The organism is Candidatus Brevundimonas colombiensis, assembly GCA_029202665.1.
In the GTDB taxonomy this organism is placed as follows: Bacteria; Pseudomonadota; Alphaproteobacteria; order Caulobacterales; family Caulobacteraceae; genus Brevundimonas; species Brevundimonas colombiensis.
On sequence record CP119326.1, the window covers coordinates 2820346 to 2834780 of the forward strand.

At 67.0% G+C, this 14435-nt stretch carries 16 protein-coding genes; 8 read left to right on the plus strand and 8 right to left on the minus strand.

Features of this window, described 5'->3' with window-relative positions; genetic code table 11:
- Positions 1 to 27: 27 nt before the first annotated feature.
- Both P0Y50_13845 and P0Y50_13850 read right to left on the minus strand, forming a co-directional pair.
- On the minus strand, positions 28 to 1230 hold the full coding sequence (locus P0Y50_13845) for a DUF1343 domain-containing protein (protein WEK39601.1): 1203 nt from the start codon (positions 1228 to 1230) through the stop codon (positions 28 to 30).
- Positions 1227 to 1733, minus strand: coding sequence for a DOMON-like domain-containing protein (locus P0Y50_13850; protein ID WEK39602.1), 507 nt, complete (start codon positions 1731 to 1733; stop codon positions 1227 to 1229). Before P0Y50_13850 ends, P0Y50_13845 begins: the two co-directional genes overlap by 4 nt.
- A gap of 363 nt (positions 1734 to 2096) precedes the next feature.
- Here P0Y50_13850 and tyrS point away from each other — a divergent pair, with 363 nt between their 5' ends.
- The 4 genes from tyrS to P0Y50_13870 all read left to right on the plus strand — a co-directional run bounded on the left by tyrS (position 2097) and on the right by P0Y50_13870 (position 4873).
- Positions 2097 to 3350: a tyrosine--tRNA ligase gene (tyrS, locus tag P0Y50_13855; protein WEK39603.1), complete on the plus strand. Its 1254-nt coding sequence runs from the start codon at positions 2097 to 2099 to the stop codon at positions 3348 to 3350.
- A 44-nt stretch (positions 3351 to 3394) separates the two neighbouring features.
- Positions 3395 to 3757 carry a GIY-YIG nuclease family protein gene (locus tag P0Y50_13860; protein ID WEK39604.1) on the plus strand — a complete coding sequence of 121 codons (363 nt, stop codon included), beginning with the start codon at positions 3395 to 3397 and terminating at the stop codon, positions 3755 to 3757.
- Positions 3750 to 4211, plus strand: a complete 462-nt coding sequence (locus P0Y50_13865; GenBank protein ID WEK39605.1) for a peroxiredoxin — start codon at positions 3750 to 3752, stop codon at positions 4209 to 4211. Before P0Y50_13860 ends, P0Y50_13865 begins: the two co-directional genes overlap by 8 nt.
- 113 nt (positions 4212 to 4324) lie before the next feature.
- Positions 4325 to 4873: a polymer-forming cytoskeletal protein gene (locus P0Y50_13870; protein ID WEK39606.1), complete on the plus strand. Its 549-nt coding sequence runs from the start codon at positions 4325 to 4327 to the stop codon at positions 4871 to 4873.
- 158 nt (positions 4874 to 5031) lie between these two features.
- On the opposite strand, the gene prfB is transcribed toward P0Y50_13870, so the two are convergent.
- Both prfB and P0Y50_13880 read right to left on the minus strand, forming a co-directional pair.
- Positions 5032 to 6154, minus strand: a protein-coding gene (gene prfB, locus P0Y50_13875; GenBank protein ID WEK39607.1) for a peptide chain release factor 2 whose coding sequence is annotated in 2 segments (ribosomal slippage) — positions 5032 to 6084 and positions 6086 to 6154 — 1122 coding nt in all. Because the reading frame shifts where the segments join, the coding sequence is not laid out codon by codon here.
- Positions 6155 to 6249: 95 nt separating this feature from the next.
- The gene (locus P0Y50_13880) at positions 6250 to 8628 is read right to left on the minus strand and encodes a penicillin-binding protein 1A (GenBank protein ID WEK41583.1); all 2379 of its coding nucleotides are present in this window, start codon (positions 8626 to 8628) and stop codon (positions 6250 to 6252) included.
- Positions 8629 to 8799: 171 nt separating this feature from the next.
- Between P0Y50_13880 and P0Y50_13885 the strand changes: the two genes are divergently transcribed.
- The 3 genes from P0Y50_13885 to P0Y50_13895 are packed head-to-tail and all read left to right on the plus strand — an operon-like array spanning position 8800 to position 10924.
- Positions 8800 to 9228 (plus strand): organic hydroperoxide resistance protein, encoded by a 429-nt coding sequence (locus P0Y50_13885; protein ID WEK39608.1) that lies wholly within the window; start codon positions 8800 to 8802, stop codon positions 9226 to 9228.
- Positions 9229 to 9286: 58 nt separating this feature from the next.
- Entirely contained in the window at positions 9287 to 10291 is a 1005-nt protein-coding gene (gene cobS, locus P0Y50_13890; GenBank protein ID WEK39609.1) for a cobaltochelatase subunit CobS, read from the plus strand.
- Positions 10292 to 10924: a hypothetical protein gene (locus P0Y50_13895; GenBank protein ID WEK39610.1), complete on the plus strand. Its 633-nt coding sequence runs from the start codon at positions 10292 to 10294 to the stop codon at positions 10922 to 10924.
- Positions 10925 to 10940: 16 nt separating this feature from the next.
- Here the strand turns inward: P0Y50_13895 and P0Y50_13900 are convergent, their stop codons facing one another.
- Positions 10941 to 11300: a phage holin family protein gene (locus tag P0Y50_13900; GenBank protein ID WEK39611.1), complete on the minus strand. Its 360-nt coding sequence runs from the start codon at positions 11298 to 11300 to the stop codon at positions 10941 to 10943.
- 108 nt (positions 11301 to 11408) lie between these two features.
- Here P0Y50_13900 and P0Y50_13905 point away from each other — a divergent pair, with 108 nt between their 5' ends.
- Positions 11409 to 11846: an HIT family protein gene (locus P0Y50_13905; protein WEK39612.1), complete on the plus strand. Its 438-nt coding sequence runs from the start codon at positions 11409 to 11411 to the stop codon at positions 11844 to 11846.
- 4 nt (positions 11847 to 11850) lie between these two features.
- Here P0Y50_13905 and P0Y50_13910 read toward each other — a convergent pair whose 3' ends face one another.
- Genes P0Y50_13910 through P0Y50_13920 form a run of 3 tightly spaced genes read right to left on the minus strand, consistent with a single transcriptional unit; the run spans position 11851 to position 14428 of the window.
- Positions 11851 to 12399 (minus strand): response regulator transcription factor, encoded by a 549-nt coding sequence (locus tag P0Y50_13910; protein WEK39613.1) that lies wholly within the window; start codon positions 12397 to 12399, stop codon positions 11851 to 11853.
- Complete coding sequence (locus P0Y50_13915) at positions 12396 to 13715, minus strand: ATP-binding protein (GenBank protein ID WEK39614.1); 1320 nt, start codon at positions 13713 to 13715, stop codon at positions 12396 to 12398. Before P0Y50_13915 ends, P0Y50_13910 begins: the two co-directional genes overlap by 4 nt.
- Complete coding sequence (locus P0Y50_13920; GenBank protein ID WEK39615.1) at positions 13712 to 14428, minus strand: SURF1 family protein; 717 nt, start codon at positions 14426 to 14428, stop codon at positions 13712 to 13714. Before P0Y50_13920 ends, P0Y50_13915 begins: the two co-directional genes overlap by 4 nt.
- Between the last annotated feature and the right edge of the window lie 7 nt (positions 14429 to 14435).

Here is a 14435-nt window from a genome sequence, read left to right on the forward strand (position 1 = left end):
GCCTTCGTGGCGAAGTTTGGGCGACCTTCAGTACAGCAGGAACGGCCGCCGCGTCTCTTCCCACGCCGTCTCGTCGGGCCGTGTCACAGCGTCCAGATCGAACGGCGCCGCATCCGCGTCGTCCACCCATTCGCGCAAGCCCGGCCCACCGTTTATCACGTCTATGGGCAGTTTGCCGAACGCATACTCATACGGAAAATCGCGCCATAGGTCGTAGTCGGGATATAGCCGCCGGATCGCCTTGAACCCCAGCGCCTGCACGCGCCACGGCCTAAACGTCGCATGGTCATAGGCGGGATCATCGACGTGGATCTGCACCCCGCTGCACAGTGTCCCGACGTGTTTGTGGAAGGTCGGCTCGAACCACATGGGCCGCAGCACGCAGCCCGCCAGCCAGTCGGGCGCCAGCCCCTGCATCTCGGCGATCATCGCCCGCGCGTCGATATCCGGCGCCCCGAACAGCTCCAGAGGCCGGGTCGTTCCCCGCCCTTCCGACAGGGTCGCCCCCTCCAGCATCACCGTGCCCGCATAGGCCCGCGCCATCGACAGGTTCGGCGCATTGGGGCTGGGGTTGACCCACGACCGTTCGCCCAGGGGCCAGCCGAAGCCCGGCCCCTCCTCCGGCGCCCAGCCCTGCATCTCGATCACCCGATATTCGACGTCCAGCTTAAAGTGGTCGATGAACCACAGGCCCAGTTCGCCCATCGTCATCCCATGCCGCATCGGCATCGGCCCGGCCCCGACGAAGCTCTCGTATCCGGATCGCAGCATCAGCCCCTCGACCGGCCGCCCCGCCGGATTGGGCCGATCCAGCACCCACACCGCCTTGCCGTGTTTCGCCGCCGCCTCCAGCACATAGAGCAGCGTCGTCACATAGGTGTAGATGCGGCACCCCAGGTCCTGCAGGTCGATCAGGATGACGTCGAACGTCTCCATCCATTCGTCCCTGGGCCGCCGCACCTGGCCGTACAGGCTGAAGACCGGGATGCCGTGCACCGGATCGCGGTAATCCGGGCTCTCCATCATATTGTCCTGCAGGTCGCCCTTCATCCCGTGCTGCGGCCCGAACGCGGCGCTGAGGGTGATCTCGGGACAGGCGGCCAGCGCATCCACCGCATGGGTCAGGTCGCGCGTCACCGAGGCCGGATGCGCCAGCAGCGCCACGCGCCGCCCCTTCAACGGCGCCCTGAGCGCAGCATCGGACAGCAGGCGGTCGAGGCCGAAGTTCATGGCAGTTCCAGCGCGAAGGAGTCGGGATGATGAAAGTCCGGCTTATCCGAAGGATGCGCCAGCGCCCAGTATCCGACAGAACCGTTCATCCCTTGGATCACGGCGGTCAGGCCGATCACCCCCGTCGCTCCGTCCGGCAGGGTCACGTCCGCCGTCAGCGCGAACTGTCCCGGCGCCCGGCGCGTCACGATGAAGGGCGCAGTCATGTCGAAGGCGCGCATCCCGTGCCGATAGCCTTCGAATCGATAGGCAGCCCACGCCCCCGACGGCGACAGATTGTATTCGACATAGCCGTCCGGCGTCGCCGCGAACGCCTCGAAACAGGTCGCGCGCCACAGGTCGTCGGTCCGCACCCGCGCCGCGTCTTGCGGCCACAGCACCGTCTCCACCGGCCCCGACAGCGCATAATCCAGACTGAGCCGATCGCCCTGCCGCCGCGCCTCGACCTCCAGGGTCAGGCCGTCGTGGCGCGATGTCGGATGGGGGATCAGGGGCAGCCGCATCCCCCTTTCGTATCGCACGCGGGGCGCCGGTCAACGCGCCCGGGGCGACAACCGTCCTATTTCTTGGCGCCAATCCCTTGTCCGGTAAGGGTTTGCGCCGCCCGCCCCGGTGTTTGGCGCCCACGACCCGAGGCCGGTCTATAATGGCCGCCCCAGCCCGTTCGAGAGAAGCCGCCGAATTGCACTCAATTGCATATTGCACTGTTTTCGCGGGTGCAGTGCAATTTCGCCCCAGTCCGATTTCAGACATTTCAGACGATTCAGACGGTGTTTTTTCGCCCGAGCGTCTGAACCGCCCCTCCCCCCTCTTCAGCTCACCAAAGGGAAGACGCCCGTCGGCATCTTTGCTAACGGAGCTTCGCCATGACCGAACACGCATTCAAATCCGACTTCCTCCGCACCATGCAGGCGCGAGGCTACATCAATCAGATCACCCATCCGGCCGAGCTGGACGAGGCGGCGACGAACGGCGTGGTCACCGGCTATATCGGCTTTGACGCCACGGCGGCGTCGCTGCATGTCGGCCACCTGATCCAGATCATGCTGCTGCGTCGTCTTCAGCAGGCGGGTCACAAGCCCATCGTCCTGATGGGCGGCGGCACGACCAAGGTCGGCGACCCCTCGTTCAAGGACACCCAGCGCCCACTGCTGACGGAAGAGAAGATCGCCGAGAACATCGCCGGCATCAAAGGCGTGTTCGAGAAGTTCCTGACCTTCGGCGACGGGCCGTCCGACGCCATCATGGTCGACAACGACGAATGGCTGTCAAAGCTGGGCTATCTTCAGTTCCTGCGCGACTACGGCACGCATTTCACCATCAACCGGATGCTGAGCTTCGATTCGGTCAAGCTGCGCCTGGATCGCGAGCAGCCGCTGACCTTCCTCGAATTCAACTACATGCTGATGCAGGCCACCGACTTCCTGGAGCTGAACCGCCGTTACGGCTGCCAGCTGCAGATGGGCGGATCGGACCAGTGGGGCAACATCATCAACGGCGTCGAACTGACCCGCAAGGTGGACCAGAAGGCCGCCTTCGGCCTGACCACGACCCTTCTGTCCACCGCGTCCGGCCAGAAGATGGGCAAGACCGTGGGCGGCGCGGTCTGGCTGAACGCCGACCTGCTCAGCCCCTATGAATACTGGCAGTTCTGGCGCAACGCCGAGGACGCGGACGTGGCGCGCTTCATGCGTCTGTTCACCGATCTGTCGATGGAGGAGATCGCCGGGTTCGAAGCGCTGGAAGGCGCCCGGATCAACGACGCCAAAAAGGCCCTGGCCGACGCCGCCACCACCCTGCTGCACGGCGCCGAGGCCGCGGCGACCGCCCGCGCCGCCGCCGAAACCACCTTCGAAAAGGGTCAGGTTTCCGCCGACCTGCCGACCATCGAACTGCCCGTTTCGGAGGTTTACGGCGCCATGATCGCCGCCGTCGTGACCAAGGCCGGCCTGACCGCCTCCAACGGCGAGGCCCGTCGCCTGGCCCAGGGCGGCGGCTTGCGCCTGAACGACGCTCCGGTGTCCGACGGCGCCCAGCTGCTGACCGAGGCCGACGCCAGGGACGGCGTCATCAAGCTGAGCGCGGGCAAGAAGAAGATCGTGCTCATCAAACCCCTCTAATCCGCTCATCCCCGCGAAGGCGGGGACCCAGAAGGTGTCAAAGGGTGGCTTTCTTCACCTACATCGTGGCCAGCCGTCGAAACGGAACCCTCTACACGGGTTCGACCGACGATCTGATCCAACGGGTGACGCAGCACAGAAACAAGACCTTCCCTGGCTTTACGGCGCAGTACGACGTCCAACTGCTGGTCTGGTACGAACTGCACGAAACTCGTGACGCCGCCTTCCGTCGCGAGAGACAGATCAAGAAGTGGAACCGGCTCTGGAAACTTCAGATGATCGAGAAGCGGAATCCTGACTGGCTCGATCTTTACGATCATCTTCGTCTTGGCGAGTTGAAGGATGCAAAGGACTGGGTCCCCGCCTTCGCGGGGATGAGCGGAAACGAGGAGATGCCTGATGCCTGAAGTCAACGATCCCGCCCCCGCCCTCGACCTGCCCGCCGACAACGGCGGCCGCGTCTCGCTCGCCGCCCTGCGGGGCAGGCCCGCCGTGGTCTATTTCTATCCCAAGGACGACACGACCGGCTGCACGCGAGAAGCTCAGGACTTCACCGCCCTGGCCCCTGACTTCGCCGCCCTGGGCGTCCCCGTCATCGGCGTGTCCAGGGACACGGTGAAGAAGCACGATCGCTTCAAGGCCAAATACGACCTCGCCGTCGTCCTGGCCTCCGACGAGGACGGCGCCGCCTGCGAGGCCTGGGGCATCTGGGTCCAGAAGACGCTCTACGGTCGCGAATATATGGGCATCGAGCGCGCCACCTTCCTGATCGACGCCGAGGGTCGGATCGCCCGCGTCTGGCGCAAGGTCAAGGTCGCCGACCATGCCGCCGCCGTGCTGGAGGCGGTGAAGGTTTTGTGATCGGCGAGCACGGTTCGGAACCCGTGCTTGACCTGGGCCGCCCGTCCCGGCCTAGTGCGCCCTGAGGGCTATAGGGGCTTGGCCGGCCTTGGCTGGCAGATGCGGAGCGCACCATGTTCACCAAGAGCAAATCCCACGACCACGGATCGCAGGGGCTGGGCATCCCCCCGGCGCCTGAACCGACGCCGGCGCCCGCGCCCGCGCCATCGCCCCTGACGGCCGCCGCCGCTCCACGCGCGCCGGAACCGTCGCGCCCTGCGCCCCGGTCCAGCAACCTGTCCACCCTGTCGGCGGGCGTGAAATACGAAGGCAACATCTCCGGCGCCGGCGAGCTTCAGGTCGACGGCTCGCTGAAGGGCGACGTGCGGGTCTCGCGCGTGGTCATCGGCGAAGGCGGCTCGGTCGAGGGCACCGTCCATGCCGATGTTCTGGACGTGCGCGGCCGCGTCTCGGGCGCCATTGTGGCCAAACAGGTCAAGCTGTACGCCACCGCCCGCGTCGAGGGCGACATCACCCAGGAGCAGTTGGCCATCGACCAGGGCGCCTGGTTCCAGGGCCGCTGCAACCAGGCCAAGCGCGACACCCCCGGCGCCGCCATGCTGGAAGCCCCCGCGCCCAAGCCCGACAAGGCGGACAAGCCGGACGCCAAGACCCCGGCCTGAATCCATTCAGCACAATCGTCGTTCCGGGGGCGTCCGAAGGACGAACCCGGAACCCAGGGAGACATCCCCAGCGCTCGATGCGGTTGACGCCGCGACGGGGCCCCTGGCTTCCGGGTTCTTCGCTGCGCTCAGCCCCGGAATGACGATGGATGCTGGGCCTAGTCCACGCTGGACCCGCGCGTCTCGCCGACCCGGGCCGCCAGGGCCGCGCCCATGAACTGATCCAGGTCGCCGTCCAGCACGCCCTGGGTGTCGGACGTCTCCACCTCGGTCCGCAGGTCCTTCACCATCTGATACGGCTGCAGGACATAGGACCGGATCTGGTGGCCCCAGCCGATGTCGGTCTTGGCGTCGGCCAGCGCCTGGGCCACGGCCTCGCGCTTCTGCAGCTCCAGCTCATACAGGCGCGCCCGCAGCATCTTCCAGGCCATTTCCCGGTTCTGGTGCTGCGACCGTCCCGCCTGACAGGCCACGACCGTATTGGTCGGGGTGTGGGTCAGACGCACCGCCGAGTCGGTCTTGTTGATGTGCTGCCCGCCCGCGCCGGACGCGCGATAGGTGTCGGTGCGCACGTCCGAGGGGTTGATGTCGATCTCGATGGCGTCGTCCACGACCGGCGACACCCCGATGGAGGCGAAGCTGGTGTGGCGCTTGGCCGCCGCGTCATAGGGGCTGATGCGGACCAGACGGTGAACGCCCGATTCCGACTTCAGCCAGCCATAGGCGTTCGGTCCCTCGATCAGGATGGTGGCCGACTTGACCCCCGCCTGTTCGCCCTCTTCATGGGCCTCGATGGTGACCTCATAGCCGTGCGCCTTGGCCCAGCGCGAATACATCCGCAACAGCATCCCGGCCCAGTCGTTCGACTCGGTCCCACCCGCGCCGGAGTTCACTTCCAGATAGGCGTCATTGCCGTCGGCCTCGCCGGACAGCAGGGCTTCCAGCTCGGCGCGCGCGGCCCGCTCCTTGATGCCCCGCAGCGACGCGCGCGCATCTTCCAGCGCGCCCTCGTCGCCTTCCTCGTCCGCCATCTCGGCCAGCATGACCCCGTCTTCCAGGTCCTGCTCCATCGCCTTGACGGTGTTGATCTTGCCTTCCAACTGCGAGCGTTCGCGGCTGACGGCCTGGGCCTGATCGGGCTTGTCCCACAGCGTCGGGTCCTCGACCCGCGCGTTCAGCTCATCGAGCTTTCTTAGAGCGACATCCCAGTCAAAGACGCCTCCTGAGCAGAGCGACGCTCTGCTCGATGTCGGCCTTCATGGCCTCGACATCCGGTCTCATCGCAATCTCCGGCGATACAACGCCCTCGAACGGGGCGGATGAAAGGAAAACGGCGCGCCACGAGGACGCGCCGTTCGATGGGCCTACCTAGAGCCTCAGTACAATCCGCTCAAGTCCTCGGCCGGCGCCTTCTTCGGCGGCGGCGGGGCCGCCGTCGTGGGCGCGGATGCGGGGGCGCCGCTGGCGGCCTCCTGCTCGCGGCGGATGACCTCATAATAGTTCTGGGGTCCGACGGGCTGGGCCGGTCCGGTCGGCGCGGGCGGCGGGGCCTGACGCTCGGTGCCGGGACGGAAGGCTTCCTCGATGCCGTTCACGGTGCGGAAGATGGCGTTCTTGGGCCGCACGAACGGACGGGCCGGACGTTCCTTCAGCGCCGTCTGCATGAAGTCGGTGAACACCGGCACGGCCGCCGACGCCCCCGCCTCGCCCGAACCCAGCGAACGGTTGTCGTCGAAGCCGATGAAAACCCCCACCACGATGTCGGTGGTGAAGCCGACGAACCAGGCCGAGCGGTATTCGTTGGTCGTGCCGGTCTTGCCGGCGACCCACGGCCCCAGGCCGCGCGCGCTGGCGGCGGTGCCGCGCTGGACGACGCCTTCCAGCATCGAGCTCATCTGATAGGCGGTGATCGGGTCGATGACCTGGGTCCCGCGCTGCTGCAGGCGCGGCGATTCCTGACCCGAGAAGCCACGGCCGCATTCACGGCAGCTGCGTCCGTCGGCGCGGAAGATGGTCTCGCCGTCGCGGTCCTGCACATAGTCGATCAGATAGGGCGTCACGCGCCGCCCGCCGTTGGCGAAGGCGGAATAGGCGGCGGTGATATCCAGCGGCGTCACCTCGCCCGCGCCCAGCGAGACGGACAGATTGGGCGTCATGCCCGGCAGGCCCATGCGGTCCGCCTGCTCGACGATCTTCTTCATGCCGACCGACTGGGCCAGGCGCACCGTCATCACGTTGCGCGACAGCTCCAGCCCGCGCCGCAGCGTCTGCGGGCCATAATACTGGCGGCTGTAGTTCTCGGGCGTCCAGCGTTGGCCATTGGCCCCGCCGGCGAAGCTGATCGGCGCGTCCAGCACGATGGAGGCCGGGGTGAAGTCGCCTTCCAGCGCGGTCGCATAGACGAAGGGCTTGAACGCCGATCCCGGCTGGCGCTTGGCCTGGGTCGCACGGTTGAAGCTCGACAAGGCGTAGGAATAGCCCCCGACCATGGCCAGCACCCGGCCCGACTGGGGCTCGATGGCCACCAGGGCGCCGTTGACGCGCGGCACCTGTTTCAGGGCGTATTGCCCGCCCTTGGGCTCGACAAAGACCAGTTCGCCGCGTTTCAGCGGGCGATTGGCGTTGGCCCAGGCGACGTCGGCGGCCAGCAGGGTTCCGGCCTTGTCGGTCTTGGCGGTGCGGATACGCACGGTACCGCCGCTGACGCTCTCGATGGCGGCGGCTTCCCAGCTGCGGCGCTCGGGCGGGATCTGGCCGCGCAGGGCCTCGGCCTGCCAGCCCTCCTCGAATTCGGTCGTGCCCCAGCCGCCGCGCCAGCCGTGACGCCGGTCGTAGTTTTCCAGTCCCTGCATCAGGGCGCGCCGCGCCGCCGTCTGCAGCGTGGGGTCCAGCGTGGTGCGCATATAGAAGCCGCCCGCGCGAAGCTGTTCGCCGAACTGGGGATTGGCCGCCGCCTGACGACGCGCTTCCTCCACGAAGAAGTCCGCGTCCTTGTAGTCCGAACGCTGCGGGGCGTCGCGCGTGACCAGCGGCTTGGCGCGCGCCTCGGCCAGCTGTTGAGGGGTCAGCCAGCCGCTCTGCTCCATCTCGCCCAACACCCAGTCGCGCCGGCCCTTGGCTGCGCCGGGGTGGCGTTTGGGATGGTAGTTGTTCGGTCCCTTGGGCAGGGACGCCAGGAAGGCCGCTTCGTCAGGCGTCAACTGCGCCAGCGACTTGCCGAAATAGTTGTAGGCCGCCGAGGCGATGCCGAACGAACGATAACCCAGGAAGATCTCGTTCAGATACAGTTCCAGGATCTGCTCCTTGGACAGGGTCGCCTCCAGGCGATTGGCCAGGATGGCTTCCTTCAGCTTGCGGTTCAGGCTGGATTCGTTGGTCAGCAGAACGTTCTTGGCCACCTGCTGGGTGATGGTCGAACCGCCCTCCAGCCGCCGCCCCTGCGCCAGGTTGAAGACGTTCTTCAGCGACGCACGGCCGATGCCGCCCACGTCGATGCCGCCATGCTGGAAGAAGTTGCGATCCTCGGCCGCCAGGAAGGCGTGGATCACCGGCGTCGGAATCTGGTCGTAGGACACATAGATTCGCCGTTCGTCCGAGAACTCGCCGATCAGGGTGCCGTCGCCGGCGTAAACCCGCGTCGCGGTCGGCGGGCGATAGTCGGCCAGATCCGACGCATCGGGCAGGTCGTGGAACAGCCACGCCGCATAGACGGCGACCACCAGCCCTGCCAGGGCGATGGCGCCCAGCAGAACCATGCCCGCCCACACCAACCAGCGTTCGGCAATCTTCACTGCGTACTCCGACGACGCGCCCCGAAGGCGTGCTTTAGCCCGCGTCGCCGGTCGATGGCTAGAGCCGCGATGCAACGCCCCTTGGCGCCTGCCGTTAAACGCCCATCTCAAGCGTCCCCAACCCAAGGAGCCATCATGGAAGTTCTGTATCGCGCCCAGGCCACGGCGTCCGGCGGAGGCCGCGAGGACGGCCGTTCGGCCACCGACGACGGCAAGATCGACGTGAAGCTGTCCACACCCAAGGAAATGGGCGGCAAGGGCGGCGACGGGACCAATCCCGAACAGCTGTTCGCCACCGGCTACGCCGCCTGCTATCTCGGCGCGCTGCGGCTCGTCAGCGGCAAGGCCGGCACGCCGGTCGGCCCCGACACCAAGATCACCGCCGGGGTCGGCTTCGGCAAGAACACCAGGGGCGAAGGCTTCAACCTGGACGTCGATCTGACGGTGTCCGACCACGGTCTGGACCAGGCGGTCATCGAGGACCTGATCGAAAAGGCGCACCAGGTCTGCCCCTATTCCAACGCCACGCGCGGCAATGTCGATGTGCGTCTAAGCGCGAAATAAGCGCAGCGGGGGCCGCGCGCGTGTTGAGCCGCGCGCGCGGCGCCTCTAGATGAGTGCCATGACCTCCCCGCTCGACGCCTCCCCCGACGCCCTGATGACGCTCGAACCCGCCCGCCGCGTGACCCTGCGCGAGGCGTTCGGCGTCGACAGCGACATGACCGTGCCCGCCTTCGCCGAACGCGACAGCCATGTGCCCGAGGTGGACGAGGCCTATCGTTTCGACCCCCAGACCACCATCGCCATCTGCGCGGGCTTCGCCTTCGACCGCCGCGTCATGGTTCAGGGCTATCACGGCACCGGCAAGTCGACCCATATCGAACAGGTCGCCGCCCGCCTGAACTGGCCCCTGGTGCGCGTCAATCTGGACAGCCACGTCAGCCGCATCGACCTGATCGGCAAGGACGCCATCGTCCTGAAGGACGGCAAACAGATCACCGAGTTCCGCGAGGGCATCCTGCCCTGGTCGCTGCAACGGCCCATCGCCCTGGTGTTCGACGAATACGACGCCGGCCGTCCCGACGTGATGTTCGTGATCCAGCGCGTGCTGGAGGCTCAAGGGCGCCTGACCCTGCTGGACCAGAACCGCGTCATCCGTCCCAACCGCTATTTCCGCCTGTTCGCCACCACCAACACCATCGGCCTGGGCGACACCACGGGCCTGTATCACGGCGCGCAACAGATCAATCAGGCCCAGTTGGACCGCTGGAACATCGTGACGACGCTGAACTACCTGGACCACGACGTTGAGGCCCAGATCGTCGCCGCCAAGGTTCCCGAATGGTCGGACGCCGAGGGCCGTCGCCGCATCGCCGCGATGGTCCGCGTCGCCGACATGACCAGGAACGCCTTCATGAACGGCGACATCTCCACCGTCATGTCGCCCCGCACGGTCATCACCTGGGCCCAGAACGCCCAGATCTTCGACGGCGACCTGGCTCTCAGCTTCCGCCTGACCTTCCTGAACAAGTGCGACGAACTGGAACGCCCGACCATCGCGGAGTTCTACCAGCGCGCCTTCGGCGAGGACCTGCCCGAGGCGGCGACGCGGGTAAAGGTCGGCTAAATGTCCGCAGCGTTGCTGTCCGCCCTGATCCTCGGCGCGCTGGCGCCGCAGTCCACCGTGAACAACACGGCGCCCGAGGCTTTCGCGGTCGAAGCCGGCGGCCTTCGGCACGTGGCTTCCGGCTTCTTTTGTCCATCCCGCCTACCCGACGCGACCCTGTCAGGGTCTCGCCCCGGCGCACCGGGCGACGCCACGGCCGACGGGGCCTATTGCGAATATCAGGAAGCCGGAAAGCCCGTCGCCTATCTGCGTTTCTCAAGAGCGAACGGCCCGGCCCTGACGGATCAATACTGCCAGTCTCTGCCGCAAGCCTTGAAGCTGCAAATGGGGCCGATGCTTCCGGGCATCCGGCAATATGATCAGGTCGGGCCTTGGCCGGAAGGCCTTGCCCCGCCGTCCGTCGATGGCGAGCCGATCGCGCCCTTAACCTGCGCCTTGTCGCGGCCGCCGCGCATCGTCATCCAGTCGACAGCGGCGTTCACCCGTGCGGGCTGGACGGTGACTGCGATCGGAACGCCGATACCGCCGCCATGCTGCAATGGTCACAATGGCCTTCGGCTGGTCGCAAAGGACATGCTCAGCCTGGTTCTCATCATCGAGACGACGGCGTCCTACAAGGCGTCCTCGACCTAGGCTTCGGCGACGTCTATCAGCCCCGCGCCTCTTCGCCGCCGCCGATGAAGGCGCCGGCGATCCAGCTGACGACGCCGGTGACGATGGCCGCGCCGATGCCGGCCCACAGACCGTCGACCACGAAGCCGCCCAGGAAGACGGACGTCAGGCCGATCATGGCCGCGTTCACGACCAGCAGGAACAGGCCCAGGGTCACCACGGTGATCGGGAAGGTCAGGACGACCAGGATCGGCCGCACGAAGGCGTTGACCAGCCCCAGGATAACGGCTGCAGCGATCAGCGAGCCGGTGTTGGTGAAATGCACCCCCGGCACGACCTTGGCGGAAAGCCACAGCCCCGCCATGGTGACCAGAGCCTGGATGATGAAACGGATCATGACGTCCCTCGAAGTGTTCAAGCGTGACCATAACGCATTGGGCGGACGAAGGCTCCCCCTTCGCGTCTACCGCTGCTATCGAAAGCGCACATCGCACGGAGACCGCCCATGAGCCTGCACAGCGCCTATGACCCGAACAACATCTTCGCCAAGATCCTGCGCGGCGATATTCCGTCGGTGGCGATATGGGAGGACGACCACGTCCTGGCCTTCATGGACGTCTTTCCTCAGTCGGAAGGCCATGTCCTGATCATCGCCAAACAGTCCCAGGCGCGCAATCTGCTGGAGGTCGAGCCCGAGGTTCTGGCCCGCATGACCGCCGCCCTGCAACGTACGGCCAAGGCCGTCGAAAAGGCGCTGCAGCCCGAGGGGCTGGCCATTATGCAATTCAACGGCGAGGCGAGCGGTCAGACGGTGTTCCACCTGCATTTCCACATCATCCCGCGCTGGGCCGACCGGGAGATGAGGGGCCATGGCCATGCGCCGATGGCCGATACGGCGACCCTGCGCGCCCTGGCCGACCGGATCGCGGCCGAAATGGACTGACGCCTCAGTTCACGCGGCGCTTTTCAAGCTTCCGGGCCAGGGTGCGGCGATGCATCCCCAGGCGGCGCGCGGCCTCTGAGATGTTGAAATCGGTCTCGACCAGGGTTTCGTGGATCCGCTCCCACTCCAGGGTCTTGATCGAGGTGGGCCGGGCGCCCAGCGGCGTCTCGGCGTCGCCGTCCGCCCGGGCGAAGGCGGCCTCGATGTCGTCGGTTCCGGCGGGCTTGGCCAGATAGTGGCGCGCGCCCAGCTTGATGGCCTCGACCGCCGTGGCGATGCTGGCGAATCCCGTCAGCACCACGATGTTCATGGCGGGATCAAAGGCATGCAGCGCCTCTACGCAGGTCAGGCCCGACGCCCCGCCCAGCTTCAGGTCCACGACCGCATAGCCGGGCCGATGCACCTTCAGCACATCGGCCATCTGGTCCGGGTTGGCTGCGCTGACGACCGTATAGCCGCGACGCTCGAACGACCGGCGCAGGGTGGCCGAGAATGAGTCGTCGTCCTCGACGATCAGCAGCAGGCGGGCGTCGTCGTCAGCGTCATCGGTCATGGACGATCCTTTGGAGACAGGGCCGACAGCGGCAGGGTCATACGGACCTCTGCGCCGCCTGCGGGCGGATTGGAAGCCTCGACCCGCCCGCCCAGCGACCGCACCACGTTCATCAGCAGGAACAGACCCAACCCCGCGCCGCTTCTGGGCTTGGTCGAATTATAGGGCTTGCCCCAGGCCTTCAGCACCACGGGCGCGAACCCCGGCCCGTCGTCGCGCACGGCGATGATCAGGTCGTCGCCGGTGCGGGCGGTGGTGACCAGAACCCGGCTGGCCCCCGCCTCCACCGCATTGTCGAACAGGACGCCCAACACCTGACGCAGGGCGGGATCGGCGATGATCAAGGGGTCGTCATGCAGTTCGTCACGGATATCCACCGCCACCCCGTCGCGGCTCCAACTGGCCACCACGTCGGCGAGAAAGGTCCGCAAGGTGGTGCGCTGGGGCGCCAGGCCCCTCGCCTCACCGGCCGACAGCAGAATGCCGGTCACGATGGCCTTGCAGCGCTCGACCTCGGCCCGCATCGTCGCCATGTCCTGGTCCAGGTCGGCGTCCTGGGTCAGGGCGGGCATCCGCTTCCAGTCGCTGAGAATGACCGACAGCGAGGCCAGGGGCGTGCCCAGCTCGTGCGCCGCGCCCGAGGCCAGCAGCCCCAGCCGCACGATGTGATCGTGCTCGGCCGTCTGCTGGCGCATCGCGGCCATGGCGGCGTCGCGGTCGCGCAGGTTCCGGCTGATGCGCGTGACGAACAGCACCAGCAGCACCGCCATCAGCACGAAACAGATCAGGCTGCCCTGCAGATATAACCCCAGCAGCGAGCCCTCGCGCGCCGCCGGCAGGTTCAGCGGCAGCGAATGCAGACCAAGACCCGCGAAACACAGGGTCGTCACCGCAATCAGCGCCCAGGCGTAAACCGGCGCCAGCAGCACCGCCCCCAGCACCACCTGCAACAGATACAGCGCCGCAAACGGATTGGCCGCGCCCCCCGTCAGGAACAGCAGCCAGGTCAGGGCCGCGACATCGGCCAGCAGGGCGATCATCAGGGCGCGATCGTCGACCTCCGCCTGGCGCGCAGCCAACGGCGCGCTGATCAGATTGACCAGCACCAGCCCGCCCGGCGCCGCCAGCAGCCAAAGGATGGGCAGCGGAATGCCCATCACATATTCGACCATCAGTATGGTCGCCATCTGTCCCGCCACCGCCAGCCAGCGCAGCTGGATCAGCAGCAGCATGTTGCGTCGGTTGGCCCCGCCATGGGTCGCCACTTCGCCGCTGGGGCCGCCCAGGCCCAGCAGCCGCTGGAGCGAGGTCGTCACGACGGGCTCCGATCGGCGCCCCGTCGCCATTCGCGCCGGAACAGCGCCAGGCCGACCAGCGTCAGCAGCGCCATGCCGAACCAGGTCAGGGCGTAGATCAGGTGGCTGTTGGGAAAGCGGATGACGGTCAGCCCGCCCAGCGGCCAGCCCCCCGGATTGGGGGTCGCATCCGCATCAACGAAATAGGGCGCGACATCGCTCAATCCCCGCCGCCCCGCGATGGCGGCGACGTCGCGCGACCGCCATCGGTCATGCTGGGGATCGTTGGCGCGCAGGAAACCGCCCTTCGGCTCCGTGATCCTGACCAGGCCCACGACAGTCTGGGGGCCGGTCGTCTGACCGTCGGCGCGCGTCTCGGGCGTCTTTCGGCCCGGCGGAACAAAGCCGCGATTGACCAGAATGGTGAAGCCGCGCGCATCGACCAGCGGCGTCATCACCCAGAAGCCGGCGCCCGCATCGGTCACGGCCTGAACCAGGGTTTCCTTGTCGTGCAGATAGGTTCCGCGCAGCACCACGCGGCGATACTGATCGTTCTGACGGGTCAGGCCGGACCATTGGCCTGGCCCCGGCGCGGGTGTCGGCGCGGCGTGAACCCGCGCATCGACCTGGGCGATCAGTTCGGTCTTCCAGGCCAGGCGCTGAACCTGCCAGACGCCCAGCGCCACGAAGCCGACGAACAGCGCCAACAGGCCGACCGATACGGCCAGCCGCATCGGTCGT